23 protein-coding genes are annotated in these 26,780 nt (G+C 73.8%); 13 read left to right on the forward strand and 10 right to left on the reverse strand.

The genetic code is table 11. The features are described 5' to 3' along the window. Positions 1 to 36: 36 nt before the first annotated feature. The 3 genes from ACFY4B_RS36580 to ACFY4B_RS36590 all read right to left on the reverse strand — a co-directional run bounded on the left by ACFY4B_RS36580 (position 37) and on the right by ACFY4B_RS36590 (position 3,410). Positions 37 to 576 carry a hypothetical protein gene (locus ACFY4B_RS36580; RefSeq protein WP_387975229.1) on the reverse strand — a complete coding sequence of 180 codons (540 nt, stop codon included), beginning with the start codon at positions 574 to 576 and terminating at the stop codon, positions 37 to 39. A 238-nt stretch (positions 577 to 814) separates the two neighbouring features. Then, positions 815 to 2,332 carry a S8 family serine peptidase gene (locus ACFY4B_RS36585; protein ID WP_387975232.1) on the reverse strand — a complete coding sequence of 506 codons (1,518 nt, stop codon included), beginning with the start codon at positions 2,330 to 2,332 and terminating at the stop codon, positions 815 to 817. 382 nt (positions 2,333 to 2,714) lie between these two features. Beyond that, positions 2,715 to 3,410: a CHAP domain-containing protein gene (locus ACFY4B_RS36590; protein ID WP_387975235.1), complete on the reverse strand. Its 696-nt coding sequence runs from the start codon at positions 3,408 to 3,410 to the stop codon at positions 2,715 to 2,717. A 228-nt stretch (positions 3,411 to 3,638) separates the two neighbouring features. Here ACFY4B_RS36590 and ACFY4B_RS36595 point away from each other — a divergent pair, with 228 nt between their 5' ends. From ACFY4B_RS36595 to ACFY4B_RS36620, 6 genes are all read left to right on the forward strand, one after another. Then, on the forward strand, positions 3,639 to 4,556 hold the full coding sequence (locus tag ACFY4B_RS36595) for a helix-turn-helix domain-containing protein (protein WP_387975238.1): 918 nt from the start codon (positions 3,639 to 3,641) through the stop codon (positions 4,554 to 4,556). Between the two features lie 190 nt (positions 4,557 to 4,746). Continuing rightward, entirely contained in the window at positions 4,747 to 5,223 is a 477-nt protein-coding gene (locus ACFY4B_RS36600; RefSeq protein ID WP_387975241.1) for a hypothetical protein, read from the forward strand. Next, complete coding sequence (locus tag ACFY4B_RS36605) at positions 5,223 to 7,385, forward strand: hypothetical protein (RefSeq protein WP_387975243.1); 2,163 nt, start codon at positions 5,223 to 5,225, stop codon at positions 7,383 to 7,385. The genes ACFY4B_RS36600 and ACFY4B_RS36605 overlap by 1 nt, the downstream gene beginning before the upstream one ends. Then, positions 7,382 to 8,089 carry a helix-turn-helix domain containing protein gene (locus tag ACFY4B_RS36610; RefSeq protein ID WP_387975246.1) on the forward strand — a complete coding sequence of 236 codons (708 nt, stop codon included), beginning with the start codon at positions 7,382 to 7,384 and terminating at the stop codon, positions 8,087 to 8,089. Before ACFY4B_RS36605 ends, ACFY4B_RS36610 begins: the two co-directional genes overlap by 4 nt. Further along, entirely contained in the window at positions 8,086 to 8,382 is a 297-nt protein-coding gene (locus ACFY4B_RS36615) for a hypothetical protein (RefSeq protein ID WP_049649263.1), read from the forward strand. Before ACFY4B_RS36610 ends, ACFY4B_RS36615 begins: the two co-directional genes overlap by 4 nt. A 38-nt stretch (positions 8,383 to 8,420) precedes the next feature. After that, complete coding sequence (locus ACFY4B_RS36620; RefSeq protein WP_387975249.1) at positions 8,421 to 10,751, forward strand: Helicase associated domain protein; 2,331 nt, start codon at positions 8,421 to 8,423, stop codon at positions 10,749 to 10,751. A 115-nt stretch (positions 10,752 to 10,866) separates the two neighbouring features. Here ACFY4B_RS36620 and ACFY4B_RS36625 read toward each other — a convergent pair whose 3' ends face one another. From ACFY4B_RS36625 to ACFY4B_RS36640, 4 genes are read right to left on the reverse strand one after another with little or no spacing between them, the layout of a single operon-like run. Continuing rightward, entirely contained in the window at positions 10,867 to 12,564 is a 1,698-nt protein-coding gene (locus tag ACFY4B_RS36625; protein WP_387975252.1) for an ABC transporter family substrate-binding protein, read from the reverse strand. A 49-nt stretch (positions 12,565 to 12,613) separates the two neighbouring features. Next, entirely contained in the window at positions 12,614 to 14,767 is a 2,154-nt protein-coding gene (locus ACFY4B_RS36630) for a dipeptide ABC transporter ATP-binding protein (RefSeq protein WP_387975255.1), read from the reverse strand. Beyond that, positions 14,764 to 15,732 (reverse strand): ABC transporter permease, encoded by a 969-nt coding sequence (locus ACFY4B_RS36635; RefSeq protein ID WP_387975258.1) that lies wholly within the window; start codon positions 15,730 to 15,732, stop codon positions 14,764 to 14,766. The genes ACFY4B_RS36630 and ACFY4B_RS36635 overlap by 4 nt, the downstream gene beginning before the upstream one ends. A 1-nt stretch (position 15,733) precedes the next feature. Beyond that, on the reverse strand, positions 15,734 to 16,717 hold the full coding sequence (locus tag ACFY4B_RS36640) for an ABC transporter permease (protein ID WP_074006116.1): 984 nt from the start codon (positions 16,715 to 16,717) through the stop codon (positions 15,734 to 15,736). Positions 16,718 to 17,047: 330 nt separating this feature from the next. Here ACFY4B_RS36640 and ACFY4B_RS36645 point away from each other — a divergent pair, with 330 nt between their 5' ends. The 5 genes from ACFY4B_RS36645 (at position 17,048) to ACFY4B_RS36665 (ending at position 21,200) form a co-directional block, all read left to right on the forward strand. Next, positions 17,048 to 18,202, forward strand: a complete 1,155-nt coding sequence (locus tag ACFY4B_RS36645) for a DUF6183 family protein (RefSeq protein ID WP_387975263.1) — start codon at positions 17,048 to 17,050, stop codon at positions 18,200 to 18,202. Between the two features lie 232 nt (positions 18,203 to 18,434). Continuing rightward, positions 18,435 to 18,752, forward strand: coding sequence for a hypothetical protein (locus ACFY4B_RS36650; protein ID WP_380739742.1), 318 nt, complete (start codon positions 18,435 to 18,437; stop codon positions 18,750 to 18,752). Positions 18,753 to 18,754: 2 nt separating this feature from the next. Then, positions 18,755 to 20,317, forward strand: coding sequence for a hypothetical protein (locus ACFY4B_RS36655; RefSeq protein WP_387975266.1), 1,563 nt, complete (start codon positions 18,755 to 18,757; stop codon positions 20,315 to 20,317). Between the two features lie 8 nt (positions 20,318 to 20,325). Further along, positions 20,326 to 20,715 (forward strand): hypothetical protein, encoded by a 390-nt coding sequence (locus tag ACFY4B_RS36660; RefSeq protein WP_387975269.1) that lies wholly within the window; start codon positions 20,326 to 20,328, stop codon positions 20,713 to 20,715. Further along, positions 20,712 to 21,200 (forward strand): protease inhibitor I42 family protein, encoded by a 489-nt coding sequence (locus ACFY4B_RS36665; RefSeq protein ID WP_387975272.1) that lies wholly within the window; start codon positions 20,712 to 20,714, stop codon positions 21,198 to 21,200. Before ACFY4B_RS36660 ends, ACFY4B_RS36665 begins: the two co-directional genes overlap by 4 nt. A 407-nt stretch (positions 21,201 to 21,607) precedes the next feature. On the opposite strand, the gene ACFY4B_RS36670 is transcribed toward ACFY4B_RS36665, so the two are convergent. The 3 genes from ACFY4B_RS36670 to bla all read right to left on the reverse strand — a co-directional run bounded on the left by ACFY4B_RS36670 (position 21,608) and on the right by bla (position 24,397). Further along, positions 21,608 to 22,102 (reverse strand): HAD domain-containing protein, encoded by a 495-nt coding sequence (locus ACFY4B_RS36670; RefSeq protein WP_387975275.1) that lies wholly within the window; start codon positions 22,100 to 22,102, stop codon positions 21,608 to 21,610. 185 nt (positions 22,103 to 22,287) lie between these two features. Next, complete coding sequence (locus ACFY4B_RS36675; RefSeq protein WP_387975278.1) at positions 22,288 to 23,361, reverse strand: MBL fold metallo-hydrolase; 1,074 nt, start codon at positions 23,359 to 23,361, stop codon at positions 22,288 to 22,290. 82 nt (positions 23,362 to 23,443) lie between these two features. After that, complete coding sequence (gene bla, locus ACFY4B_RS36680) at positions 23,444 to 24,397, reverse strand: class A beta-lactamase (protein WP_387975281.1); 954 nt, start codon at positions 24,395 to 24,397, stop codon at positions 23,444 to 23,446. 165 nt (positions 24,398 to 24,562) lie between these two features. Between bla and ACFY4B_RS36685 the strand changes: the two genes are divergently transcribed. Then, positions 24,563 to 25,513: a LysR family transcriptional regulator gene (locus ACFY4B_RS36685; RefSeq protein WP_375876100.1), complete on the forward strand. Its 951-nt coding sequence runs from the start codon at positions 24,563 to 24,565 to the stop codon at positions 25,511 to 25,513. A gap of 101 nt (positions 25,514 to 25,614) precedes the next feature. After that, positions 25,615 to 26,478 (forward strand): serine hydrolase, encoded by an 864-nt coding sequence (locus ACFY4B_RS36690; RefSeq protein WP_375876142.1) that lies wholly within the window; start codon positions 25,615 to 25,617, stop codon positions 26,476 to 26,478. Positions 26,479 to 26,780 lie beyond the last annotated feature (302 nt).

A 26,780-nucleotide genomic window follows, 5' to 3' on the forward strand; every position in this document is an offset into this window, starting at 1 on the left:
GCGAGCGGTTGCCGCATGACGGGCTGCCGATCCGGCTCAGAGGAACAGGGCGACGATTCCGGCGAGCAGGCCGGCGGCGATGCCCAGGAGCATGACGGCCATCAACCCGACGCCGGCGCTGGTGAGCAGGATGCTGCCCTCCGGGGCGTGGCCGCGCCAGGCGGTCGTCAGCAGCCAGCCGGCCGACACGGTGCCCAGGACGAGGATCATGGCGGCGGCGATGCCGTACTTGATGACGGGTGACGCCGACGGTTCGTGGGCCACGCCCTTGGCCAGCCGTACCGGCAGCCGGGTGCCGGCCCGGTGTTTTCCGCTCGTGTCCTGTACCACGATGGGCCGGGCCTGGTCCGCGCCGCCGCCGGCGGGGGTGAAGCGGCCCTTGCAGTTGGTGCCGTCGTTGTAGCCCTCGCTGTCGGACACCTCGTAGCAGTCCTCCACCACGACGACGCCGTCCGGCGGGCCCAACCCCAGGGCCGCGCTCATCCGCTCCGCGGCCAGTGTCCAGGTCAGCGCCGCGGCTCCGGCCAGGAGCGCCACCGCCAGTACCGCCGCCGCGATCCGTGTTGCCGTCCGCACCCTCGCCGCCTCCCTCCCCGTATCCGCGCCCGCTCGGCGGACCGGTCCTGCATCGGCCAACTGATGGTGACAGCAGCGTAGTTGACGTTCAATGCCCGCACCCGCCCGAAAGGTCCCGGGGCCTACCGCCCGACCTGTGGGGCGTGGCGCGCACCCGGCGTGCCGCGAACGCCGACGCCCCCGGCCTGGACAGCCGGGGGCGTCAGCGCGTTCGGGCACGGGACGGGTGCGGCGCCGGCTACTTGACCGCGCGCAGCGCGTTGACGATGCCGAAGCCGTAGAAGCCGTTGACGCGCTTGCCGCCCGCGCAGACGGGGTCCGCGGCGGCGTCGCCGTTCGGGCCGGCCGGGCAGCCCGGGTTGTCCGCCTGGGCCTTGAGCAGTGCCTGCAGCTGGGCCGGGGTCGCCTCCGGGTGGGCGGACTTCAGTAGCGCGGCCACACCGGAGGCGTGGGGAGTGGCCATGGAGGTGCCCTGCTCGTAGCCGTACTGGTTGTCGGGCAGCGTCGACAGGATGCCGCCTTCCTTGGACGGTGTGTCCGAGGCCTGGTACTGGTCGCCGCCCGGCGCGGCGACGTCGATCACGCCGAGGCCGTAGTTGGAGTAGTACGCCTTCGCGCCCTTGGCGCCGGTCGCGCTGACCGTGACGACGCCCGGCAGTTGCGCGGGCAGGTCCCAGCATCGGTGCGGGTCGACCGTCCGGCTCGCCGGGGTGGAGTCGTTGGGGCTGCCGCCGTCGGTGAAGCCGTCGGAGGCCAGGTCGTGGTTGGCGTTGCCGGCCCCGGCGACGTTGAGGGTGCCCTTGCGCTGCGCGTAGAGCTGGGCGCGGTTGACCGCGTCGACGATGGCCTTCTGGTCGGGGTCGTCCAGGCAGTTGTACTGCCACGGGTCCACGTAGTAGCTGTTGTTGGTGATCTGCACACCGTGGTCGGCGGCGAACACGAAGGCGCAGACGACGCTCTCGGCGTAGATCAGCTGGCGCGGGGTGGGCTGGGAGACGGTGATGCCGGAGACCTTCACCCCGGGTGCCACGCCCGCGACGCCGACGCCGTTGCGGGCGGCGGCGATCGTGCCCGCCACGTGCGTGCCGTGGAAGTAGTTCGCGTCCACCGGCCGCCAGGAGCCGTACGTGGTGTCGGCCTTGCCGCTGGCGCAGTTCGCGGACTGCGAGGGGGAGAAGTTCGGGGCGAGGTCCGGGTGGGTGTCGTCGACGCCGGTGTCGATGACGGCGACCGTGACGTCCCTGCTGCCCGGGTTGATCTCCGCGGCCTTGTCCGCGCCGATCGCCCGCAGGGCCCACTGCTCGGCTTCGAGGGGTTCGGTGCCGCTGCCGGACGCCTTCGCGATCGTCGCCACCTCGGCCTCGGACAGGCGCCGCACGGCACCCGCCTCGGTGGTCCCCGCCGCGCTCAGCGGCGCGGTCCGCGTGGCACCCGCCGACTCCACTCCGCGCACCGCGCGCAGCCGCCCGCCGAAGCCGGGGTCCGCCGAGTGGGCGACGATGACGCCGATCCCGTCGTACGTGACGACGACGGTGCCGCCGGCCGCGGTGATGGCCCGCTGCACCTCGGCGATCGTGCGGTGGTCGGTCCTGGTGTTGACGACGTACGACAGGGTGTGCGCGTCCTCGGCCTGCGCGGCGGACGGTATTCGGGGTGCCGCCGAGGCCGAGGCGGGAAGGAAGCCGAGCGAGGCGGTCAGCGCCAGCGCGACCGGGACGGCCAGGCCGAGCCGGGGCAAGGAACGTCGTCGAGCCATGTGGTCTCCGCATCATCAGGGTGGGGGACCCGCCCGACAGCAGAGTGACGGCCGGGCAGGCACATGAGGGTGGTACGGGAGTAAAGCTGTCCACCACCTCGCCCCGATATGCCGACCGTGCCCAAGACGGCCCGCGCGACCGGGAGTTCCCGCACCGGGCACGCCCCCCCGGACGCCCGCCAAGGTGCGCGGCCCCGCGTCGAACCGGAGAGCAGGGATCGACAACTGCCCCCGGAACGCCACGGCTTGGTCGCCAGGGCGTACACCGTGACCGGGCCCGGGGCCCCGCCCCCAGCCGCACCGCCCGCGAACCCCCCCCGGCCCGGGGCCGCGTCCTCCATGGGGTGGAGGGGCGGCCCCGGGCCGGGCGCGGAGGTGGGGATCAGGCGCCGGGCGGGGTCACGTAGCCGGAGATCTTCCACTTCTTGACGCCGCCCTTGGCGGTGCGCGGGTCGATGTGGCGGTGGGCCACCTTGTTGCTGACGTTGCCCTCGACGGTGTCCAGGGTGCCGTCACGGTTCACCGAGACCACCACGCCCACGTGGCCGCCCTGCTCGTAGGCCGGCGGGCCGTAGACGACGAGGTCGCCGGGCTTCGGCGAGCCGGTGTGGAACAGGTGGTGCTCCTGCCCCCACTTGCCGACCCCGCGCCCGAGCAGGGTGGTCGGGACGCTCTTCACCCCGGCGTGCCGCCAGGTCCACTCGGCGAACGCCGCGCACCAGGAGGTGTTGCGGCAGGTCTGGCCCTTTCCGGTGAGGTACTTCTGGCAGGCCGAGCTGCTCTCGGTGACCCCGATCTGACCGCGCGCCGCCGCCGCGATCCGGTCCCGCAGGGTGGCTGCCGCCGGCGCCGCGGCACCCTCGCGCAGGGCGTCGGCGTCGGCAGTGGTCCCGCCGGTGACGGTGGCACCGCTGTCGGCGGTGGCGGTGGAGCCGGCGGCGGGCGGGGTCGCCGGGAGGGCGAGCGCGTCCGTCGCGCCGGTCCCGGTGAGCGCGGCCGCCGTCAGCACGGCGAGGGCGACGGCGCGGCCCGTGCGCTGCTTGAGGGTGGGGAGCGTGAGGTGACGGGTCGGGTGCATCGGTGACTCCTTCGAGTGCATCCCGTGCCCCGGGGCGGCATACGAATGCCCGGGTACGGGAGAGGGTGGGATTCGCCGGGGGTTTCACCGGCTGGTCGTCAGCGTTGCACGGCCGGGCCGCCGACTCCTACGCTGCGCGATCAGATGGTTACTCATTCGTATGCAGTCGGGTATGCGTGCGCTCCGAGCTGCGGATATGCACGGGCCGAAGGAGAGGGGAGCGGACGGATGCCGGACAGGGGAGTCACCGGGCCGGAGGCGGAGGGCGTCGGGGCCGGGCCGTCGGCGCGGGTGGAGCTGGCGCGGACGCTGCGCGAGTGGCGGGCCCGTGCGGGGGAACTGCCGCAGAAGACGGTGGCCCGGCGGCTCAACATCGCCCAGACCACCGTCTCCCGCTACGAGAGCCCGGACGGCCGGCACCCGGCGCCGGAGGCGGCAGTCCGCGCGCTCTGGTCCTGTTACCGGCTGGCGGAGGGGGACCTCGACCAGGCGCTCGCCCTGCGCGCGCGGGTGGACGAGGAACTGCGGGCGGGGGCGGCATCCGCCAAAGTGGCGGCCCCGGTGCCGGTGGCGGCGGTCGCGGTGGCGGCAGGAGCGGCCGTGGGTGAGGCGGTGGTGGTCACCGGGGCCGGGGAGCCGTCGGCGGCCCCGGCGGCGGGCCGGAGCCGGCACCGGGTCGCCTGGGTGGCGGTGGCGACGGCGGCCCTGGCCGGGGTGGTCGCGGGCGGGCTGCTGGTCCACCGCCTGCTCGCCCCGACGGCGACGACCGGCGGGGCGGACGAGGCCCGCCGGTCGTCGCCCGCCGCCGCGCCTCCTGCCGCCTTCCCGACCACCGACTTCGACATCATCTACGGAAACACCTCCACGAAGGGCACCCTGACCTGGTACAACCGCTCGGTCGGCCTGAGCGGGCAAGGCAAGTCCGAGGACTCGGCCGACTGCCGGGACACCATGGCGACGAGCTACTCCGCCTCCGGCAGCGAACTGGGCAGCATTCACACCGGCGTCGTCTGCGGCGCAAGCGAGAACTACAACGCCGCAATCCCCGCGGATGTTGCCGGCGGTGCCTCCACCGTCAGGATCTGCCTCGACGACGGCGCCACCCCGCCCGCCGTGCTCAAGTGCCAGGATTCCAGGCGCCCCTGAGACCGACGTCTTCGACATCTGCCGGCTCAACGGCGAGACCGTCCCGGGCCCCGCTTCCCGCGCTTCCACGACCTCGCCGGGCCGGCCCGGCTCACCGGCGGCCACCTGCCCGGTCGCCCGCTGCCGGAACGCGCCGCGACGCTACCCTATGTGGAGTTAGCCGACACCATGGGACTATGAGGGGGTTCACATGAGACTCGTCCTGGAGGACGTGTCCGAGGACCTGGCGCGTGAGCTCTTCGCGCTGCTGGGCAGGCACGGGGCGGCGCCGGTGCTCCAGGACGCGCAGTGGACCGTCACCAGGGCCGCGCAACTCCTGCGGGACCTGCCGGCCACCGCCGTGCAGATCATCCGCCTCGCCGCCGAAGGCGAGGGCTGGGTCGCCTCCGGCCACCTGCGCGGCCCCGACGGGTCGGAGTCCCTGCGCGGTCGGTCCGGTGCGATCACCAAGGCCGTCAACCGGGGTGCCGCCAAGAAGCGCTGGCCCGTCGGGATGCCGCAGCCCGTCGAGGCGCAGTACGACCCCGAGAACCCCTCCTACCAGCGCACGACGGGCTACGTCATGAACGAGGACCTGGTCCCCGTCTTCAAGGCCGCCCTGGCCCGCATCGACCGGGAGACGGCGGCGCTCGCCACCGCGACCGTCACCGCGGAAGGCGGCGCCTGATGGACCGCAAGACGTACACCGCCGAACTCGCCGGTCTGCGCGAGCTGCGCGCCGGGATCACGGCCGCCGAGAAGCAGGTCGCGGCCGCGCGGAAGGAGTTGGACAGGCTCGCCGCCCAGCGTTCGCGACGGGTGGCCGGGCTGGCGGGGTACGAGGGCGCGAAGGCCGACGCCATCGCGAAGGCCGCGGGCTTGTCGGTCGGCGACGTCGTGCGGATCGCCCCGCTGCTGGATCCGACCCCGGTCGCCGTCCGCGCGGCCGCGCCCGTCCCGGTGCCCGTCGCGGAAGTGGCGGAAGCGGAGGAAGCGGCAGAACCGGCGCCGGTTGCCGAGCCACCCGCCGCCGTCGCCCCGGCGCTGACCCGCCCCGTCGCCGTACTCGAGCAGCCGGCCCCGGTCGAGCAGCCGACCCCGGCCGTCGCCGCGCCGGTCGTCCCAGCGGCCTCGGTACGTCCGGCGGTCGAGGCCGGCCCGCGCGAGCTGCCCACCCTCCCCGAAGGCCCGGCAGGCGCCCGGTTCGAGGCCGTGACGACCGGCCTGCTCTCCAAGCGCCCGAACTTCACGCAGCAGGCCCGCTCCACGGTGTTCCTGGACGCGGCCGCCGGGATGCTCGCGGTCCGCGACCAGACCGTGCGCCTCGACCTCGGCGCCCGCACCCCCGGGGAGATCCTGGACGCCGTCCTGGCCACCGCGCCCGGCACCGAGCGCGTCTACATCACCGCCGGCGCCCCCTGGCACGACGGCGCTGAGCGCTACTCCACCCTCAAGGACGCCGTCGCCGCCTGGCTGAACACCCCGTCCGAGCGGTGGACCACCGCCGTCGGCTCCGGCCGCGACAAGCTCGCCGGCCACTTCGTCCACCAGCGCCAGCCCGTCGGCCGCTACGCCCCCACCGCGGCCCCGGACAGCGGCACCACCGAGATCCGCAGCATGGGGGAGTGGTTCGACCCGGACGGCGCCGACGTCGTCACCTGCCGTCAGGCGTTCACCCTGCTGTGGCAGGCGCTGCGCCGCCACTGGGACGACGCGGTCCTCATGGGCTCGCCGTCGCAGACCGGCCGGGACCTGTGGTCGCGCACCGTCCCGACCACCGGCAAGTGGGCCGGCGGCTACCCGGTCCTGTCCGAGGAGCTGCGCGGCCTGCTGCACGCGACCGGCGGCCAGGGCCGCACCGAGCTGGTCCTGCCCCCGCGCGTGCCGCAGCAGCTGCCCGCCCTGGTGGAGTACGACCGCACCTTCGCCTACGCCAAGCACCTGTGGAAGTCCCCGGTCGGCACCCCGCGCCGGATCACCGCCGCCGCGTTCGCCGCGATGACGGAGGCCGAGCAGACCAAGGCCCTGATGTCCTGCTCGCACTGGAACGTCAAGGTGACCGTCCCGCAGGGCTGGAACCACGTCGGCCTGCTGCCCGCCCCGGTCACCGGCGACCGCGCCTGGACCTACCCCTCGGCGCCCGGCGAGACCTTCACCACCTGGGCGGGCGGCGCCGAGGTCCACCTCGCCCTGGCCAACCACCTCGCACCGTGGCGGATCGAGGTCCTCGGCGGCCTGCTCTGGGAGGACGGCAAGCCGCTCGACGAGTGGGGCAAGCGCCTCAAGTCGGCGTGGGCGGACCTGACCAACCTCTCCCGCATGCACGGCGACGACCGCCAGCGCACCGCCGCCTACCTCGCCTCCCGCGCCGTCCGCGCGGTGCTGCTGTTCGGCCTCGGCGGCTTCGCCCAGCGCCCGCGCCTGGTCTCCGGCACCACCCCGGTCGGCGAGACCCTGCCCGCCGGGGTCGAGATCCTCGGCCGGGACGACCAGGTGGTGACCTGGCAGCGGCAGGCCGGCTTCTCCCGCGACCCGTACGCCCACCCCGAGTGGGCCGCCTACGTGTGGTCCGGGGCGCGGGCGGCGCTGCTGGACATGAGGTACCGCCAGGGCAAGGAGGTCATCGGCCACGCCGGCGCCCTGCACGCGAAGCCCGGCACCGTCGTCTACTTCGGCACCGACGGCATCGCCCTGACCGAGCGCCAGCCCTGGCCCTACCGCGGCGAGCCCGGCGACTACCTCCTCAAGGGCCACCTCACCGGCCCCGTCGAGCACCCCACCAGCCAGGAGCAGTACCTGAAGCTGCGCGGCCTGGGCCGCGCCGAACTCGCCGCAGAGGAGACCCGGTGAGCCCGGCCGACCCGAACCAGCCCAACGAGGCCGCGCGGCTGACCCAGCAGCTCATCGACCACGGCTACACCAAGCGCCAGGTCGCCGGGATGCTCGGCCGCGACGCCTCGCTCGTCTCCCAGTTCTTCACCAAGGGCAAGGGTGCCAGCATGGTCGGCGCGCTGCGCCAGCTGGTCCGGGCGGTCCGCGGCGGCGAGCGCGACGAGGAGACCCTGTCCGGGATCGCGGAGGCGAACACCAGCCGCCGCCGCACCAGGACCGGACAGAAGGCCCGGGTCCGGGGCAAGGACACCGTCGGCGAGGCCGGCGGGTCGATGGCCGGCCGCGCCGGGAAGCAGGCCATCAGGTCCGGCGCCGGCCACCTCGCGCCCGTGGTGCACGAGACCGGCCGGGCCGGCGGCCGCCTTGCCTTCACCGTCCGGATGAAGGCTGACCAGTACGTGTACTCGGCGGGCTCGGAGCAGGACTCCGGCGGCATCCGGCGCGGGTTCGTCCCCCGCGCGGACGGCACCGAGGAGCGCACCTACGGCTCCGCCTCCACCGGAGGCTTCGACGCCGCCGAGTGGTCCCGGCGCGTCGCCGACCACCACGGCGACGTCACCGAGGCCATGAAGACGTGGCTGGTGGAGACCGGCCGCGCCATCGCCGACGCCGACATCCAGTACCTCGAAGTCCGCGGCTGGATCCCCGGGGAGAACCGGTGAGCGCAGGACATCCGGACCGGCACACCGCACCGGACCCCGACCGCCCCGCATGGTTCGCCGGCTCCGACGAGAAGCTCACCGTGCTGCGCCGCGCCGCCGAGGCCCGCGGCGTGGCCCTCGACCCGGCCACCCCGCCGAGCGAGGAGGACGCCCAGGAGCTGACCGACCGACTCGCCGACATCCTCCTGGCCGAGGGCGGCTTCGACGGCGACTGGCGGACCACGCCGTTCGGCGACCTGGTCGAAGGCCTGATCGACGCCCTCCACCGCTACGCCTACCCCGACGAGCACTGACCCCCCGGCACCCAGTACGCGAAGGAGACACCCGCGTCGTGGAGAGCACCACCGCCACCGCCGAGCAGGACGCGCCGGCCCGGCCGCCGCTCCCGGCGCAGCCGCTCGGTATCGCCGTGGCGAACCCGCTGCCGCTGCACCGGTTCCAGAAGGACGCGGTGGCCGCAGCGGTGCGCGAGGTGAAGGACGGCGGCCGCGCGACGGTCGTCGCGGCGACCGGCTCCGGGAAGACCCTGATCGCCGCCGGCTGCGCCCGGCGCCTGGCGGCGAGGGGCCGGGTCCTGGTGCTGGTGCCGACGATCGAGCTGCTGGAGCAGACCGCCGAGGCCTGGTCCCTGAGAGGCGGACGCCGCGGCCTGGCGGTGGCGGCCTGTTCACGGGAGGAGGCGCTGGAGAGCGCGGAGGCCGGCGGCCGCGTCCACGCCCGGGTGACCACCCAGGCCCCGCGGATCGCCGACCTCGTCGCCGGCGCCCCCGACGACCAGCCGGTCACCGTGTACGCGACCTACGCCTCGCTGGAGCGGATCGTCCAGGCCCACCGCGAGTTCGGCCTGCCCGCCTGGGACCTGGTCGTCATCGACGAGGCGCACCGGACCGCCGGCGCCGGGAGCAAGGCGTGGGCGGCCGTCCACGACGACGCCCAGGTCCCCGCCGCCCGGCGGCTCTACTTCACCGCGACCCCGCGCATCGCCGACGACCGGCGCACGAAGGACGGCCTGGCCGACCTCGCCGACGCCGACGCGGACGGCGAGGGCGCGGAGAAACTGCCCGCGCTCTGCTCCATGGACGACGAGAGCATCTACGGCACAACCGTCTTCACCTGGACCCTCGGCCAGGGCATCGAGCACGGCTACCTCGCCGACTACCGCGTCCTGGTCCCCGTCGTCACCGACGAGGACCTGCGCGAACTGCTCCGCCTCCCCGCCGTCGCCGACCTGCGCACCCAGCGCTCCAACGAGGAACTGCTGCGCCTGGCCCTGCAGATCGCCGTGCTGCGCGCCGTCGCCGACCTCGACCTGCGGCGGGTCATCACCTTCCACTCCCGGGTCAGCGCGGCACGGGAGTTCGCGGACACCCTGCCGGACGCCTCCCGGCTGCTGGAGGACGCGGAGCGCCCGGAGCGGATCTGGGCGAAGGCGGTGGCCGGCACCGACCGCCTCCGCGACCGCCGGGCCGCGTTCGCCGACTTCAAGGCCCACACCGGCGAGGACGGCGAGGAGTGCGGCATCCTCTGCAACAGCCGGCTGCTGACCGAGGGCATCGACGTCGCCGCGGTGGACGCCGTCTGCTTCGCCGACCCCAAGAGCTCGGTCATCGACATCGTCCAGGCCGTGGGCCGCGCCCTGCGCCAGTCCTACCGGCAGGGCAAGGTCTCGTGGATCGTCATCCCGGTCTACCTGCCGACGCCTCAGGCCGACGACGACACCGCCGCCGCGCACCCGTCCGAGGTCCACGACGCCGACGAGGCCGTGAAGGCCGAGGCCGATACCGAGATCGAGGCGTCCAGCTTCCGTACGATCTGGCGGGTCCTGCGCGCCCTCGCGGCGCACGACGCCCGGGTGGTCGGCCGGATCACCGAGCTGCGCGCCCACCGCTCGCAGCCCGCCGCGCACACCACCGCGGCCAAGACCCCAGAGGGCGATCAGCAGCCGGCGGCCCCGGTCGAGTGGCTGAAGATCGACGCCCGCCGGCACGCCGCGCGCATCCTCCAGACCGTCAAGCTGCGCGCGTTCAACCCGCGCGCGGTCGAGTGGCAGCGGATGCACGCCGTCGCGGCGCTCTTCCATCTCCAGCACGGCCACCTCGACCCCACCGACAAGGCGAAGCACGCCGAGCTGATCTCCTGGCTCGCCCGCCAGCGCCACCTCCACGGCCAGGGCCTGCTCGATGCCGCCCGGGTCAGCGAGCTGGACGCGCTCGGCATGATCTGGTCGAAGAACGCCAACGCCTGGGAACGCGGCGCCGCGTACGCCGCCGCGTTCCACCGCCGGCACGGCCACCTCGCCATCCCCGCCACCGCGAAGCTGGACGACTACGCGGTGGGCGCGTGGATGCGCCGCCAGCGCAAGGCCGACAGCCTCGACCCCGGCCAGGTGGCGAGGCTGGACGCGCTGGACGAGCTGTGGCGCCTGGAGCCGGACTGGAACCGCTCCTACCGCCGCCTGCTCGCCTACCTCGCCGCCGGCGGAGCCCTCGACGGCCCGGTGAACCGCACCGGCGGCGAGGCCGACCCGGCCTTCCGCCCCGGCACCTGGCTGCGCAAACAGGACAAGGCCCGCACCGACGGGAAGCTGACCGACCATCAGATCACGCTCCTGGACGCCCTCACCCGGCACGCCGAGACCCCCACCGGCGGCCGGACCGGGTGATGCTCCACCGAAGGGCGGCCCGCGGAGCCGCCCTTCGGCGAGCGCACGTCCGACGTGCGCCGTGAGTCCCCCGACGGTCCGGGGAGCCGACCGCCCCCGGGCGCCGGCGGTACTGCTACTTCTGCCAGCCGACGGTCTCGGGCAGCGGGCTGTAGAAGATGGCGGCGCCGACGTTGGCGAGGCCCTTGCGGATGCCGTAGGTGGAGGGGCCGCTGTAGAGCGGCAGCAGGGAGTACTGCTGGAGGGCCTTCTGCTCGACCTCGTTGACGGCCGCGATCTGCTGGCCGAGGTCGGCGATCTCTCCGGTGGCGCGGATCTCCTTGTCCAGTTCGGGGGTGCCGGCTCCGGTGATGTTGGAGTCGCGGTCGGAGCAGTAGAAGTCGCACAGGTACCGGGCGCCGAAGGGGTCCGTCGAGCGGTTGCCGGAGATGAACAGGTCGAAGCGGCGGTCGCTGAGGACCTTGGAGAAGTCGTTCTCGGAGACCTTGTTGACGTCCACCTTCACGCCGACGGTCTTGAGCATCGCGGTGAACGCACTGGCGGTGGCCTTCTCGATGGGGCCGTCGCCGAGCAGGGTGTAGCCGATCGCGAGCTGCTTGCCGTCCTTGGCGCGGATGCCGTCGGCCCCGGGCTGCCAGCCGGCCGCGTCCAGGGTCCTGCGCGCCTGCTCCGGGTCGTACTTCAGCACGGAGGCGACGTTGTCGCGGTAGCCCTGCTGGAAGCTGTAGAGCACCGACGAGCCGGGCAGCGGCTCGGTGTAGTCGAGGCCCTGGAACCGGATCTTCGCTATCTGGGCGCGGTCGATGCTCTCCTGCACGGCCTTGCGGACCTGGACGTCGCCGAGCAGCGGGGACTTGGTGTTGAGGTACAGCGAGTACTCGAAGGGGCTGCCGCCGCTGCGGATCTCGGCGTCCTTGACCGTCTTCACCTGCTTGAGGTTCTCCGCGGTCCCGACGGGTGCGTAGTCGAGTTCGCCGTTCTTGAAGGCGTTGATGGAGGCGGCGCTCTCCAGGTTGACGTAGACGCGCTTGTCGAGCTTGCCCGGCCGGCCCCACCAGGTGGGGTTGCGTACGAAGGTGATGTTGCCGGAGTGGTCGTCCCAGGTGCCCACGGTGTACGGCCCGGTGCCCCACTCGGGGTGGGCGGTCTTGACGTACGCCTTGTTGAAGTTGTCGACGGTGGCGGCCTGGGGGTGCAGGAAGGTGGTGAACAGCGCGGACCAGGAGGCGTTGACGCCCTTGAAGGCGATGACCGCCTGCTTGTCGTCCGCGCCCCGGGTGACGGAGGTGATGCGGTCGTAGCCGTCGGTGGAGGAGGCCGCGTACTCCTTGTCGGAGCCGTTGTTGGCCTTCCAGGTGGCCTCGATGGCCCGCCAGTCGATCGGGGTGCCGTCGTTGAACACGGCCTTGGGGTTGAGGGTGATGACGACCTTCTGGTCGCCGCCCTCGACGGAGACCTTCACGTCGCTGTAGTAGTCCGGGTTGTACTGGACCTCGCCGGTGGGCGAGTAGGTGATGGCGTCGGCGTTGTACCAGGACCAGACCCGCAGCGCGTTCAGGGTGCCGTTGACGTTGAACGGGTTGCCCTGCTCGTCGAAGGTCCCCGCGGTGGTGTAGGTGCCGCCGTCCTTGATGTTCTCGTACGGCTGGGGGTTGTAGTCGGTGACGGAGGACGCGACCTTGGCGGCGTTCTTGGCGTCCTGCCCGGGGGAGGCGCCGGTGGAGCCGCCGGAGGGGGACGAGGAGGAGCAGGCGGTGGCGGCGACCGAGACGGCCGCGGCGAGCGCGAGGGGCAGGGCGAGCTTCCGACGCATGGGGTGTCCTTGGTGGGATTCGGTGAGACGGGGAAGAGCGGGGGCGGTGTCAGACCGCGTGGCAGGCGTAGCGGTGGTCGGAGCCGTCCGGGGCGCCGACGGTCGCCGGCCGTTCGGTGCGGCAGCGCGTGCGTACGGCCTCGTCGGCCTCCCGGTAGAGCGGGCAGCGGTCGACGAACACGCAGCCCTGCGGCAGCCGGGCGGCGCTGGGCTGCTCGCCCGCGAGGACGATGCGCTCGCGGTGGCGCTCGCGCTCCGGGTCGGGGACCGGGACGGCCGACAGCAGGGCCCGGGTGTACGGGTGCCGGGGCCGGGCGAAGATCTCCTCGGTGGCGCCGGACTCGACGACGTGTCCGAGGTACATCACCGCGACGCGGTCGGAGAAGTAGCGCACCACGGCCAGGTCGTGCGCCACCACGAGGTAGGCCAGGCCCAGTTCGCGCTTCAGCCGGGCGAGCAGGTTGATGATCTCGGCCTGCACGGAGACGTCCAGGGCGGACAGCGGCTCGTCCAGGACCAGCAGCCTCGGCTCGCGGGCCAGGGCGCGGGCGATGCCGACGCGCTGGCGCTGGCCGCCGGACAGGGCGGCGGGGAAGCGGTCGCCCATGGCGCGGTCCAGGCCCACCAGGTCCAGGAGTTCGGTGACCCGGGAGCGGACGGCGGTGCGGTCGGCGCCGGCGGCCTGGAGCGGTTCGGCCAGCAGGTCGAAGACGGTCAGCCGGGGGTCCAGGGCGTCCGTCGGGTCCTGGAGGACGATCTGCACGTGGCGCCGCAGCTCGCGCACCTCGGCGGCCGAGCGCAGCGTGGCGACGTCGGTGCCGGCCACCTCGATGCGGCCGCCCTCGGGGGCGCGCAGCCGCAGCACCTCGCGCAGCGTGGTGGTCTTGCCGCTGCCGGACTCCCCGACCAGGGCCAGGGTTTCGCCCGCGCGCAGTTCGAAGCCGACGTGGCTGACCGCGTGCAGGGTGCCCACCCGGCGCTTGAGCAGGGCGCCCTTGGTGACGGGGAACGTCTTGACCAGGTCCTCGACGCGCAGGACCACCTCGCCGGCGGTCCGCTCGGCGGGGCCGGCCGTCGGCACGGGAGGGGCCGCCCCGACCGGGTCGAGGCTGCCGTCGGCGATCTCCCGGGCGCGGTGGCAGGCGGCGCGGCCGGGCCGCCCGGCCGGCGCCGGTGCGCTCAGGTCCGCTGAGGTCAAGTCCGGTGCGGCCAGGCCTGGTTCGGTGGTCCGGCACACGTCCACGGCCACCGCGCAGCGGGGCGCGAAGGGGCAGCCGCCGGGCAGGGCGACCAGGGACGGCGGCTCCCCGCCGACCGGGACCAGGGGCCGCGGGACACCGCTGTCCACGGTCGGGACGCTGGCCAGCAGGCGGGCGGTGTAGGGCATCGTGGGACGGCGGAAGAGCTCGTCGACGCCCGCGTGCTCGACGATCCGCCCGGCGTACATGACGGCGACGTCGTCGGCGTGGCCGGCCACCACGCCCAGGTCGTGGGTGATCAGGACGAGGCCGGCGCCGGTCTCGCGCTGGGCCAGGCGCAGCACGTCGAGGATCTGCGCCTGGACGGTGACGTCCAGCGCCGTGGTGGGCTCGTCGGCGACGAGCACCGAGGGCTTGTTGGCGATGGCCAGGGCGATGACGACGCGTTGGCGCATGCCGCCGGAGAACTCGTGCGGGAACGACTTGGCGCGTTCGCGCGGGTCGGGGATGCCGACCAGGTCGAGCAGTTCCACCGCCTGCTCCCAGGCGTCCTTCCTGGACAGCTCCCGGTGCGCGCGCAGGGCCTCGGAGAGCAGCCGGCCGACGCTGAAGATGGGCGTGAGCGCGGACATCGGGTCCTGGAAGACCATGCCGATGTCCTTGCCGCGGACCCGGGAGAGCTCCTTGTCGTCCATCGCCGCCAGGTCGCGGCCGCCCAGCAGGATCCGGCCGCCGAGGCGCGCGGTGGGCGGCAGCAGGCCCATGACGGCGAGGGCGGTGGCGGACTTGCCGGAGCCGGACTCGCCGACGATGCCCAGGGTGCGCCCGGGCAGCAGGTCGAAGTCGACGCCGCGCACGGCCTCCACCGGCCCGGCCTCGGAGGGGAAGGAGACGCTCAGGCCGCGTACGGACAGGACGGGTGCGGGCCCGGCGGGGCCGGCGGGGTCGGTGGACCCGGTGGGGTCGGTCGCGGGCCCGGTGCGGGGGGCGGGTGCGAGGGTCATCGTCGGGCTCCTGCCGCGCCGGTGGTGGACGTGGGGTCGAGGGCGTCGCGCAGGCCGTCGCCGACGAAGGTCATCGAGACGGTGAGCAGGACGGTCAGCCCGGCGGGGAAGGCGAAGAGCCAGGGGGCGCTGGTGATGGTGCCCGCGCCGTCGGCGAGCATCGTGCCCAGCGACACGTCGGGGGTCTGGACGCCGAAGCCGAGGAAGGACAGGGCGGTCTCGCTGAGCACGGTGGAGACCACGCCCAGGGTGAGGTTGACGATGAGCAGGGAGCCCAGGTTGGGGATGATGTGGCGCAGCACGATGCGCAGGGGGCGCACGCCCATGTACTCTGCGGCGCGCACGTAGTCGCGCTCGCGCAGGGACGTCGACACCGACCAGACCACGCGGGCGGTGGACATCCAGCCGAACACCGTCAGGACGAGGATGAGGACTCGCCAGTCGCCCGCCAGCCGGTGCGAGACCAGGGCGAGGACGAGGAAGGACGGCACGACCAGCAGGAAGTGGATGAGGGCGAGGGTCGCCTTCTCCACCCGGCCCCCGACGTAGGCGGCGCCCGCGCCCACGACCGCGGCGAGGGCGACGGTCAGCAGGGAGACGGTCACCGCGATCACCAGCGAGCGCTGGAGGCCGTGCACGGCGGCGGCGTAGACGTCGTTGCCGCCCTGGTTGGTGCCGAACCAGTGCTCGGCGCTCGGGGCCTGGGTGAGGGCGGAGAAGTCGGTGTCCGCGTAGCCGTACGGGGTGAACAGGCCGCCGAGCGCGCTGAACAGCACGAGCAGCAGGAAGATCACCACGCCGGCGACGGCGGTCCGGTTGCGCAGGAAGCGGCGCAGGTAGAGGCGGCGCCGGCCCAGGTAGCGGCCGTCGTGCCCGTCGTGCCCGTCGTGCCCGTCATGCTCGGCGGCCGCGTCGGGACCCACAGGGGCCGCATCGGGACTCACGGGGGTCACAGGGGTGCTCATCTCAGCTCACCCGCACCCTCGGGTCGAGGAGGACGGTGGCGATGTCCGCGAGGATCGCGCCGACCGCCGTCAGGGCGGCGGCGAACGCGGCGGTCGCCACGGTGCCGTGCACGTCGTTCTTGCTGATGGTCTGGATGAAGTACTGGCCCATGCCGTTCCAACCGAAGATCGTCTCCGTGAGCACCGCACCGGTGAACACCGCCGGGATGCCGAAGGCCACGGACTGGGCGGTGGGGATCAGCGCGGTGCGCAGGGCGTGCCGGCGGATCGCCTGGGCGCGGGTCAGCCCGGTGGCTCGGGCGGTGCGCACGAAATCGGAGCCGATGACGTCCAGCAGCAGCGAGCGCTGGGTGAGGTGGTAGCCCACGTACCCCGTCAGGGTGAGGGTGATCGTCGGCAGCACCAGGTGCAGCAGCCGGTCGCCGACCGTCGCCCAGAACCCCTCCACGCCGGGCGAGTTCTCGCCCGCGACGTACAGGAAGTGCCAACCCGCCTGCTCGTTCAGCCGGATGGCCAGCAGCACCAGCGCGAGGGCGGCGATCGACACCGGGACGTTGAACAGCGCCATGGACAGGGCCTGGGCGGCCCGGTCCCGCCAGCCGTACTGGCGCGAGGCGGTGTGCACCGCGAGCGCGACACCGACGACGACCGACAGGACCGTCGCACCGGTCACCAGCTCGGCGCTGACCAGGGAGCGGTAGCCGATCTCCCCGTTCACCCGCACCCCGACCGGGGAACGGCCCCAGTCGAAGCGCAGGACCACCCCGGTCAGCCAGTCCCACCAGCGGTGCAGCAGCGGCTCGTGCGGGTCCAGGTTGTAGGGGGCCAGGGCCCGGGAGATCTGCTCCTCGGTGCGGACCGGGCGCAGCTCCTTGAAGTTCGAACGCGGGTCGAGGAACCAACTGGCCAGGAAGTAGGTGGCGTTGGTGGCCACGGCGATCACCAGGAACCAGCCCGCCGCCCTGCGGGTCACGTACCGGAGCACGGACGCCACCTCCCCACCGGATGCGACGGGTACGGCCGGGGAGCGCCGGGTCTGGGGGAGTTGGGCATGCGGGTGGAACTTCCTCGATCCAAGGGGTGGTTGCACGACCGTGCAGAGGCCAGTCTGTGTGCGAGCGACACCCGGCACCATGGACCAGGGCAAGTGGACACGAACACGAAACGCGCCCGCAGCACATGGACGCGTTCGCGTCACAATTCGTCGAATCCGCAGGTCGCAGGGGCCGCGGCGGCCACCGGTCCGCGCCGACGCCGAGCGTCGGCGGGCGCGCCGCCGGCGGCGGACCACCCGCCGCCGGGAAACAATCACGCCATGGACAAGGACATCACCCGCACGGTGGACGCCCTCTGCGAGGCCGACGACGCGGACGTCTCCGTACTGCGCGCCGAGGTCGAATCGCGGGTCGCCACCGGCGAGTTCGACTGGGCCGGCGGCCTCGCGGCGGAACTCGCCGCCCGCACCGCCGCCGGACGGGACCTTCAGGGGCACTGCGCCGCGGCCCTGTACTGGACACTGAACGCCCTGGCCGCCCGCCCGGGGCCGCAGAGCCTGCGCGCCCTGGTGCGCGTGCTGGACTCGCCGCACCCCGGCGTCTCCCCGCGCTACCTGGCCGCGGTCGTCGCCCACGGGCACCGCATCGAGGACATCGCCGACGAGGTCTTCGACCGGGTGCCCGAGACCGCGGACGCGCGCGAGTTCGCGGCCTGCCTGCTCCACGAGACGGTGCTCGTCTCGGACGCGGTCAACGGCCACCCCGTGCTGCGCGCCTTCGCCGACACCCTCCTGGCCGAGGGCCACCCGCTCGCCGTACTGCCGCTGGCCCTGCTGCCCGAGGAGCACGGGCTGCGGCGCCCCGCGGGGGCCGCCGACGACTGGACCTGGACGGTCCCGGCCGTGTGGCCGGAGCCGGGCGACGCGCTGGAGACCACGCCGGCGACGCGGCAGCGGGCGGCCGCGGCCGAACCGACCGAGACCAGCCTGCCCGCCACGACGGAGGCCATGGGCGCGGCCGTCGCCCACTGGCTCGCCCAGTCCAACGGCAAGCTCGCCGCCCAGGAGTTCTGGCTACCCGACCCGGTCACCCCCGAAGACCTCCCGGCACTCCTCGCGCTCCTGCCGCTCACCCCCTGGCCGCCCGGCCAGACCCCGGCCCGGCTCCACCCCTCCGACCCCGGCCTCGCCCTACGGACCCTGCTCACCGCCGCCCTGCGCGCACCGGCCTACGGCCACGGCAACTACGGCGCCTACGGCAGACTCGCCGCCTGGCGCTCCCTGGCCGCCCTGACCGGCACCCCCGCCGACGCGCCGATCACCCGGACCGCCGACCGCGTGCGGCAGACGACCTGGCTCCGCCTCGGCACCGCGTCCGCCCCCTGGTTCCACAACGTCGCCTGGGACCTCGCCCTCGCCGCCCTACACCCCGACGGCCGACACCTCGCAGTCCTGGCCGCCACCGACACCGACTGACCACACGCCACCCCGGCCGCCAGCCCCGCGGCCGGAACCCGTCCTCCGGGCAGCCCCCCTCCGGCCTGCCCCGCTCGCCCTTCCCGTCACCGGCAGCAGCGCTACCGCCCTCGGCTGGGCCTGCGCCCCGATACCGGTGAGCGGGGTGCCGGCGACGCCCGTCGAACTGTCCATCGGCCGACGTTATGATGTTCGATGCTCTACAGAGCGTGTCGAACAGCATGGGGGGAACATGGGCATCGATGGTGCCGGAACGGGGTTCGGCGCTCATCCGGAGAAGCTCGGGGACGCGGGCGACAAGCTCGTCGCGGCCGGCGGGGACGTGGGTGGTGTCAAAGCGGCCCTGGACAAGCTGAACATGTCCGACCCCGCCGTCCTCGGCGAGTACGGCGCGGGCGACGCGGCGAAGGCCTTCTGGCAGGCCTGGCAGGACGAGCTCCAGGTGAACGTCGACGCGCTGAAGGATCTCGGCGGCAAGGTGCACACCACCGCGGCCAACTACGCGACCACGGACCACGGTGTCCAGCAGCAGTACCAGCAGGGGGCCTGACCGTGGCCGACCACAGCGCGCACCCGCTCGGCGGGCCGTCGGGCAGCCAGCGCCAGCAGGCCGAGAAGCTGAAGAAGACCATCGACGAGTCCCACGGCATGTGGGGCGCCGGCGACCTCAAGTACGCCGTCCACGACGCCCTGCAACTGCCCGCGCCCAAGGGCGACTCCGGCAAACTAGGCGAACTCGCCGCCGCCTACAACACGGCGAGCGGCCGGCTGGACCAGATCCAGATGACGGTGACGCAGGTCGGCTCGCAGCAGCTGCCCGACGCCTGGACCGGGCAGGTCGGGGAGAAAGCCGCGGAGGTGGTCAAGGCCTCCGCCGACGACCTCGGGCGCTGCCGCGACGCCCTGGGCAAGGGCCGGGACCAGCTCAAGACGTTGGCCGGCGCGCTGAGCGAGGCTCAGGTCCTGCACGGGCAGGGCCACGCGCCGCTGGCCGAGGCGCTGAAACTGCTGCACGACATCACCGTCGGCGATATGCCGGACCCGGTCCACTGGGACGACGACACGATGCACACCGCCCAGGCGAAGGCGAGGGAGGGCATCAGGTCGGTCCACGACGCCGCGGTGAAGGCCGAGAACGCGGGCCGCGCCGCCGCCCGCGAGCTGAACGCGCTGGCGGGCAAGGCGCTGGCGGGCAAGTTCAAGAACAAGGGCCTCAGCGCGGAGGACAAGCTGGTCATCGTCGATGCCGCTCTCGCCGGCAGCCAGGAGTACGGCAGCATCCTCACGGCCAACGACGTGACGCGTGCCGGCCAGGTCATGGACAAGATGAGCGAAGCCGACAGGGCACGCTTCGACCAGCTGCTGGCCGGCTGCAAGTCCCCCGAGGAGCGCGCCTACCTGATGAAGGCGCTCGCCGCCGGGCACAGCTACGACGAGGTCAAGAAGTTCGACGACCTGATCCACGAACACGCCGACGATCCCGACTGGCTCGCCGATCGGATATCCCCGGTGCAGCTCGACGCGACCTCCACCCAGAAGACGGACACGGCCTACCAGGGCGTCAAATGGGGTCAGGGACCGTATCCGACCTGCGTGGCGGCCTCGACCGTGACCGCCCGGGCGATGGTCGACCCGCTCTTCGCCTTCCAGCTCACCACCGGCGGTCACCCCGGCGACCCGGCCTACGACAACGGTCAGGCGTCGAAAGAGCGATGGGACAAGGAGACCAACCGGGTCTACGACACCCGCTCCTGGTGGCACTTCGACAAGGGCGGGATGTGGGACTGGGAGTCCGACGACGTCGCCGACGACGAGATCGGCAAGCACACCGGCGCGGAGTACCACAACGTCGACCTCGACAGCCGCGACAAGCGCCAGAGTGCGCTGACCGAGATCGAGCAGAAGATCGACGAGGGCAAGCCCGTCCCCGTGTCGGTCCGCGGAGACGGCGGCCACCAAATGATGATCATCGGACACCGGGGTGACCAACTGGAGCTCTACAACCCCTGGGGCTACACCGTCTGGGTCAGCGAGAGCGACTTCATCAACAACCACATGGGCGGCGCCTCCGACGACAGCCTCCCCAACGTCACAAGCGTCCGAATGCCCAAGTGAGGCACCAGATGAACACCCCACAACCCCAGAGCGACAGCCGGCTCGCCGAGCTGGACGTCGAGATCCTGCTGCGCTTCGGCCTGCCGCACCCGGGACCGCACCGCTCCACCCTGTTCGGCGACGGCGCGGTGGCCGCCGCGATCACCGTCGACCGGCTCGGCGCGCTGCCACGGGCCCTGGCCTTCCTCGGCGAGACCGTCCGCGCCGGCGGCACCCGCTTCGCGGCCGCCCTGCCCGAACCGCTGCCCGGACCGGCCGCCACGGTGGCCCGCGGCTGGCTGGAGGCAGCCGCCATGGTCGTACAGGACCCCACAGGGGACCAACTGGTCGCCCGCTGGCTCGACGCCGTCGCCGCCGTCCTGGCGCTGCGTGTCACCCACCGGGAAGCGACCCCGTGAAGCGCAGGTGGCGCCTCGTCCTGCTGGTAGTCGTCGTGGCGCTGGCCGTCCCGGCCACCATGCGCGCGGTGACCGTCCACCGGAAGACCACCGGCAAACTCGACCACGGCACCGTATTCACCCAGACCTCGGGACAGATCACCGTCAAGCCCGGCGAGCTGTTCTCCGTGGAGGTGCCCGCCTACCGGTTGGCAGGCGACGTCTGGAGCATGGCCGCTCCAGCCCCCGACCCGGCCGTCGCGAAGGCCGCCGGTGACGAGTACGTCCACAACTTCGACGTCAGGGACCTGTTCGACTTCGGCGAGATCGGAAACACCGGCTCGGGCGGCCGCTACTACTTCACCTTCCGCGCCCAGAACCCCGGCCGTACCACCGTGACCGTGCACATCGCCTACCGCGACGAGCTCGGTGGGGACTGGCCCGGAGGGCCGGACCAGATCAAGCGCCAGTTCACCGTCGACGTCCGCTCCGACGCCCCCCGCTGAACCCCCGTTCCGAGGAGGCCGGTTCGCGTACGGCGGGTCCGTTCCCGGGGGGGGGCGAACGGGGGGCGGACCACCGCGCGGGCCCCTGGGCCATGCCCCGGCGGATCGGCTCCACCGGCCGCAGCGCCAGGCCCGGTGACCAGCCAGGCGACCAGGGCGGTGAACAGGGTGGCGCTGGGCAGCACGTAGCGGGTGAGGAGGCCGGTGACCCGGGCCTCGGCCTGGTCGGCGGCGGTGGGGTCGACCAGCAGGTAGCCGGTGACGCGCTGGTCCGGCAGGCCCTCGATGCCGGTCGGTGTACTGCCGCAGGGCCTCGGAGGTGGCCGGGGCGGTGGCCCGCTTGATCAGGGTGACGTCCCGGTCGGCGGAGCGGCATCGGAGCGCCTCGCGGGCTCGGGCGCCGACGGTCACTCAGCCTTCGGCCGCCTCAGGTCCATCGACCACCCCGACAACTGCTCGACCGCACTCCAGGTCAGGCCCACGCACGGATCGGTGTCGACCAGCAAGGTCGCGGCCGCGCGGCCGTCGGCCCAGGCCCGCGCCTGCGGCGTCAGCGCATCGTCCACCCAGGCCGCTGCCCGTTCTCCGACGAAGGCCGCCACCGCCGGCACCTTCTCACACGGTTCGAACGGCTTGGGCGGGAAGAAGACGACCGGCAACCGTTCCAGCCCCAGGAACGGCGCGAGGATCTCGTTCGCCTCCTCTTCCCAACCCGTCGCCCAGACGATCTCGAAGTGCTCGGCAAGTCCGTTCAGCCACCGCCCGTGGACCCGGTTCAGACGCACCGGCTCCTCATCGGGGAAGAACCCGTACTCCTGGTAATCCGCCGGGCACACCGCCGCGGCGAACGGGTTCAGCACCCCGTCGACGTCCAGAAGCAACAACGGCAGGTCGGCAGTCACGACGACTCATCCTGCCGCCGTAGGACCCCCGCCACAACGGGAAGCGACCGCCGCGAACGCGGGAAACGATCCACCACCTGTGCATGTGCGGGGTGGTGCGGCCTTGTCCACCTGACCTGGAGGAGCGGCGCCTTCCTCGGACACCACGCAGACGACAAGCTCCGGCTTCATGCCCGAATCCCGCGTCAGGCGTGCGGAGCCGCCACGGTCCGGGCTCCACGTGCCCCGGTTCCCGCCTCCGCCCCCGCCTCCTCCGCGGCCTCCGCGTCGGCGATGCGGCCGCGCACCATCGCGTCCATGACCGCCATGTACCGCTGCGTGCGGGGGCCGCCGAGGAGGAAGGGGTTCGCGGCGCCGGGCGGTTGGTGCCGCAGCTGTTCGGCTCGTTCGAGGCCGTGGTCGTTCGGGTGGTTGGAGAGCTCGACCTCCACGTTCGTCCGGCGCATGACGGCCCGGAAGGAGTGGACGGAGGCGAGGAGGGTGCGCAGTTCCGCCACCGTCGAGGGCGGGTTGAGGCCGCCCCACAGCATCGCGCTGTGGTACCGGCCGCCCGCCCGGACCGGGATGACCGGGGACACGGTGCCGGGGGTGTGGCCCGGGGTGTGGTGCAGCTCGATCGTCGTGCCGCCGAGGGTGAGCTGCGCGCCGTCCGCGATGTCGAGGTCGCGGACGGGGGCGTCGGCGGGGCGGGTGCGGGCGAGGAGGTCCCAGTCGGCCGGGGACATGTGCACGCGGGCGCCGTAGCGGTCGGCGAGGGTCTGGGCGCCGCCGAAGTGGTCCGGGTGGCCGTGGGTCACGACGACGTGCCGGATCGCCGCCGGGTCGGCGCCGACCGCCCGCAGCCCGGGGACGACGACGCCCTCGGCATCGGCGGGTGAGGTGAGCGCGTCGATCAGCACGATGCCGTCGTCCGTCAGCACCGCCATCGCCGAGACCCAGCCCGCGCTCAGCAGCACCAGGTTGTCGAACAGCTTGACGGGCGCGGGCGCGGGCGCGGGCAGTGGGGGAAGGACGGAGCCGGGCGTCAGCGCCGTCACCAGGGCCCGCAGCACGGGGTCATCGGTGGCGAGGCGGCGGGCGCGGTCGTAGTGCGGACGGCCGGCGGACGGCGCCTTCACCGAGGAGGGGACGGCGGCCGAGGCCGTGCCCGGAAGGGCGGCCGGCGAGGCCCCGGCGGCGAGGCCGAGGACGGCGAGCTGGGCGAGACGGCGCCGGGTGAAGTCGGCGTCCGTGTCGGCCCGGCGGGTGGGTCGGATCATCGCGGTCGGGGCTCCTGGTCGGTCGGGAAGGGGCGCTCCTTCGGGAGGGGATGCTCCTTCGGGACGGATGCGGATACGGACGTCAGCCGAGGGCGCTGACGACCGTCTTCGTCGCCTGGGCGATCAGGGCGTCGTCGGAGGTGGCGTCCGCCTTGCCGCGGTCGGTCAGGACGACGATCACGATCGGGGCGCGCCCGCCCGACGGCCACGCCACGGCGACGTCGTTGCGGGTGCCGTAGCCCGCGTTGCCGGTCTTGTCGCCGATCCGCCAGTCGGCGGGCACCCCCGCGCGGATGTACGGGCCGCCGGTCGTGTTGCCGACCAGCCAGTCCGTCAGCAGCCCGCGCCGGCCTTCCGGGAGGACGTCGCCGAGCACGTAGCGGCGCAGGTCGGCGGCGAGGACGCGCGGCGTGCTGGTGTCGCGGGTGTCGCCCGGGGTCGCCTCGTTGAGGGTGGGTTCGGTGCGGTCGACGCTGGTGGTCGAGTCGCCCAGGTCGCGCAGGGACTGCTGGACGGCCGCCGGGCCGCCGAGTTCGGCGAAGACGAGGTTGGCCGCGGTGTTGTCGCTGTACTGGATGGCGGCGGAGGCCAGGTCGCGCAGCTTCATGCCGGTCGCCACGTGCTGCGAGGTGATCGGTGCCCACGCCAGCACGTCCTCCTGGCGGTAGGGGACGACCTTGTCCAGGTCCGCGTCGGAGGCCTTGCGCAGCAGGGCCCCGGCGGCGAGCGACTTGATCGTGGACGCGAACGCGAACCGCTCGTCGGTCCGGTGGACGACCTCCCGGCCGCTGCCGGTGTCCACCGCGTACACGCCGAGCCGGGCGCCGAACCGCTGCTCGAGTTCCGCGAAGGCCGCGTCCGCCGCGGCGGCGGAGGCCGCCCCCGCCGCCGTCGTCGTTGTAGTGGCGCTGGTGGCCGCCGCCGTCGAGGCGCCGTCCGCCCGGCCGCACCCGCCGACCAGCGCGGCCACGAGCAGGGCCACCGCGGGCAGCGCGACGCGGGTACGGGTACGGGTACGGCGGAGGTCGGGCGTCATCAGTGGTCTCCCCAGGTGGTTCGTGTCATCACGGTCGCGCCCCGCGGCGGTGGTCCACACCGCCGCGATCCGCGCGATCACGCTCAGCTAAACAGGCCACGGACCTCCCAGTCCAAGACCGCAATCGTGAAGTGAGCGATAAGAAAACACCTATGATTGCTGGCCATGGACCTGCTGGGGCACCTCCGCCACTTCCGCGCCGTCGCCGAGGAACGGCACTTCGGCCGCGCCGCCGAGCGCCTGCGGATCGCCCAGCCCTCGCTCTCCCAGCGGATCCAGCGCCTCGAACGCGAACTCGGCGTGACCCTGTTCGACCGCGGCCCGCGCGGCGTCGACCTCACCCCGGCGGGCCGGCTGCTGCTCGCCGAGGCCGAGGAGACCCTGGACAGCGCCGCCCGCCTCCTCGCCACCGCCGCCGACCTGCGCAGCGGACGGGCCGGCACCCTGCGCGCGGCCGTCCCGCCCGAACTCGGGCCGGCCACCCTCGCCGCGCTGCTCACCGGCTTCGAGACCGCCTCCCCGGGCACCCGGCTCGAACTGCGGGAACTGCCCGTCGCGGCCGTGGTGCGCGAACTCGCCCAGCACACCGTCGACGTCGCCGTCGTCCGCCACCCCTGCCCGGCCGACGGACTGGCCTTCGGCCCCGTCCTGCACCAGCCGCTCGGCGCCCTGCTCGCCGCCGGCGGCCCGCACGCCGACCGCCCGGAACTCGCGGTGGCCGACCTGACCGGCCTGCGCCTGGTCCTCTTCCCGCGCGCCACCGCCCCGGCCCTGTACGACGAGGTCCTCACCACGCTGACCAGGCACGGCTGCACCCCCGAGGCCGTCGTCGACCCGCCGGGACCGGACGTCGCGGGCGCGCTCGTGCTCACCGGCAGCGCCATCGCCCTGGTGCCGCGCACCACACCCCCACCGGGTACAGTCTGGCGTCCGCTCACCGGCACCCCGCTGGCCTGGCGGACCTCCACGGCCTGGCCGACCGGGCGGGGCGGGCCCGCCGTCCGGCTGTTCGCTCAGGCCGCCCACGAGGCGCTGACCGGACCCGGCGGCCTGCTGCCCCAGCCGCCCCACCGCCCCCCGCTCTACCCCCGGCCCGCAATGGAGTTCCCGCTGTGACCAGCGACCGCACCACAGCCGACCGCCCGGCCGCCGACCGCACCAAGGCCGAGCACCCGGCCGCCGACCGGACCCCGCACAGCCGCGCCGCACGCACCCGCATCGCCGCGGCCTTCGCCGACGCCGGCGTCACCGGCCGACTCCACGCACGCGACCTCGACACCGGCGCCGAGATCGGCCTCGGCGCCGACACCGCCGTCTCCACCGCCAGCGTCCACAAGCTCTGCCTGCTCGTGACGCTCTACCGCGAGGCCGCCGCCGGACGCGTCGACCTCACCCGGCAGGTCGACGTCCCCGCCGCCGGCCGCACCCCCGGGTCCACCGGCCTCGGCGCCATGCTCGACGACGCCCGCCTCTCCCTGCGCGACCTCGCCTACCTCACCGCCGCCGTCAGCGACAACACCGCCGCCGACACCCTGTGGGACCGGATCGGCCTCGACACCGTCAACCGCACCATGGCCGACCTCGGCCTCACCCGCACCGTCGCCGTCCACAAACTCCGCGACCTCATCGCCGCCCTCGCCGAGGACACCGGCCCCGACTCCCCGGTCGACCCCGCCGTCGTCGCCCGCCTCAGAGTCCTCGACCCCGCCTTCACCAACCACAGCACCCCCCGCGACATGACCACCCTGCTCGCCGCCCTCTGGCACGGCGACGCCTGCCCCGGCGACCACGGCGCCGCCCTGCGACGCCTCCTCGGCCTCCAGGTCTGGCCCCACCGCCTGGCCTCCGGCTTCCCCTACGACGACGTCCGCGTCCACGGCAAGACCGGCACCCTCCCCACGCTGCGCCACGAGGTCGGCGTCGTCGAATACCCTGACGGCGGCCGCTACGCCCTCGCCGTCTTCACCCGCGCCGCCGCCACCACCATCACCCTGCCCGCCGCCGACGCCGCCATCGGCACCGCCGCCCGCCTCGCCGTCGACGCCCTCCGGGCCCAGGCGGCAGCCGGCCGGGCGCGCTGACCGGGCCCACCGCGTCCCGGCCTCCGCCATCGCGCACCCGTCGGCGGTCGCCTGACGGCCCGTGCGCCGAAGGGCGTCCCGACCCGGGCCTGAGGGCCGCGCCGCCAACGGCACGACGGGCAGGACGAAGGCGACGGCCCACAGCCACGGGTGCCGCCACCGCGTGCGCCTGGTGCCGGTCACCGTCCCCCCCGGGGGGACTCGTGACCACCAGGGTCGGGAATCACGCCGCCACGAAACCGCGGCCCACGGGGAATCGCGTGACCGCCGACAGCCGACAGCCGACAGCCGTCAATCCGGTC

This window comes from Kitasatospora sp. NPDC001261 (assembly GCF_042896795.1).
Classification (GTDB): Bacteria; Actinomycetota; Actinomycetes; order Streptomycetales; family Streptomycetaceae; genus Kitasatospora.

Bases quoted from the DNA above. Each gene is read 5' to 3' on its own strand.
- ACFY4B_RS36590 (WP_387975235.1), bottom strand. From the start codon at position 3,410: ATGCACCCGACCCGTCACCTCACGCTCCCCACCCTCAAGCAGCGCACG.
- ACFY4B_RS36605 (WP_387975243.1), top strand. From the start codon at position 5,223: ATGGACCGCAAGACGTACACCGCCGAACTCGCCGGTCTGCGCGAGCTG.
- ACFY4B_RS36635 (WP_387975258.1), bottom strand. From the start codon at position 15,732: ATGAGCACCCCTGTGACCCCCGTGAGTCCCGATGCGGCCCCTGTGGGT.
- ACFY4B_RS36660 (WP_387975269.1), top strand. From the start codon at position 20,326: ATGAACACCCCACAACCCCAGAGCGACAGCCGGCTCGCCGAGCTGGAC.
- ACFY4B_RS36650 (WP_380739742.1), top strand. From the start codon at position 18,435: ATGGGCATCGATGGTGCCGGAACGGGGTTCGGCGCTCATCCGGAGAAG.
- bla (WP_387975281.1), bottom strand. From the start codon at position 24,397: ATGACGCCCGACCTCCGCCGTACCCGTACCCGTACCCGCGTCGCGCTG.
- ACFY4B_RS36585 (WP_387975232.1), bottom strand. From the start codon at position 2,332: ATGGCTCGACGACGTTCCTTGCCCCGGCTCGGCCTGGCCGTCCCGGTC.
- ACFY4B_RS36645 (WP_387975263.1), top strand. From the start codon at position 17,048: ATGGACAAGGACATCACCCGCACGGTGGACGCCCTCTGCGAGGCCGAC.
- ACFY4B_RS36600 (WP_387975241.1), top strand. From the start codon at position 4,747: ATGAGACTCGTCCTGGAGGACGTGTCCGAGGACCTGGCGCGTGAGCTC.
- ACFY4B_RS36675 (WP_387975278.1), bottom strand. From the start codon at position 23,361: ATGATCCGACCCACCCGCCGGGCCGACACGGACGCCGACTTCACCCGG.
- ACFY4B_RS36625 (WP_387975252.1), bottom strand. From the start codon at position 12,564: ATGCGTCGGAAGCTCGCCCTGCCCCTCGCGCTCGCCGCGGCCGTCTCG.
- ACFY4B_RS36595 (WP_387975238.1), top strand. From the start codon at position 3,639: ATGCCGGACAGGGGAGTCACCGGGCCGGAGGCGGAGGGCGTCGGGGCC.
- ACFY4B_RS36685 (WP_375876100.1), top strand. From the start codon at position 24,563: ATGGACCTGCTGGGGCACCTCCGCCACTTCCGCGCCGTCGCCGAGGAA.
- ACFY4B_RS36630 (WP_387975255.1), bottom strand. From the start codon at position 14,767: ATGACCCTCGCACCCGCCCCCCGCACCGGGCCCGCGACCGACCCCACC.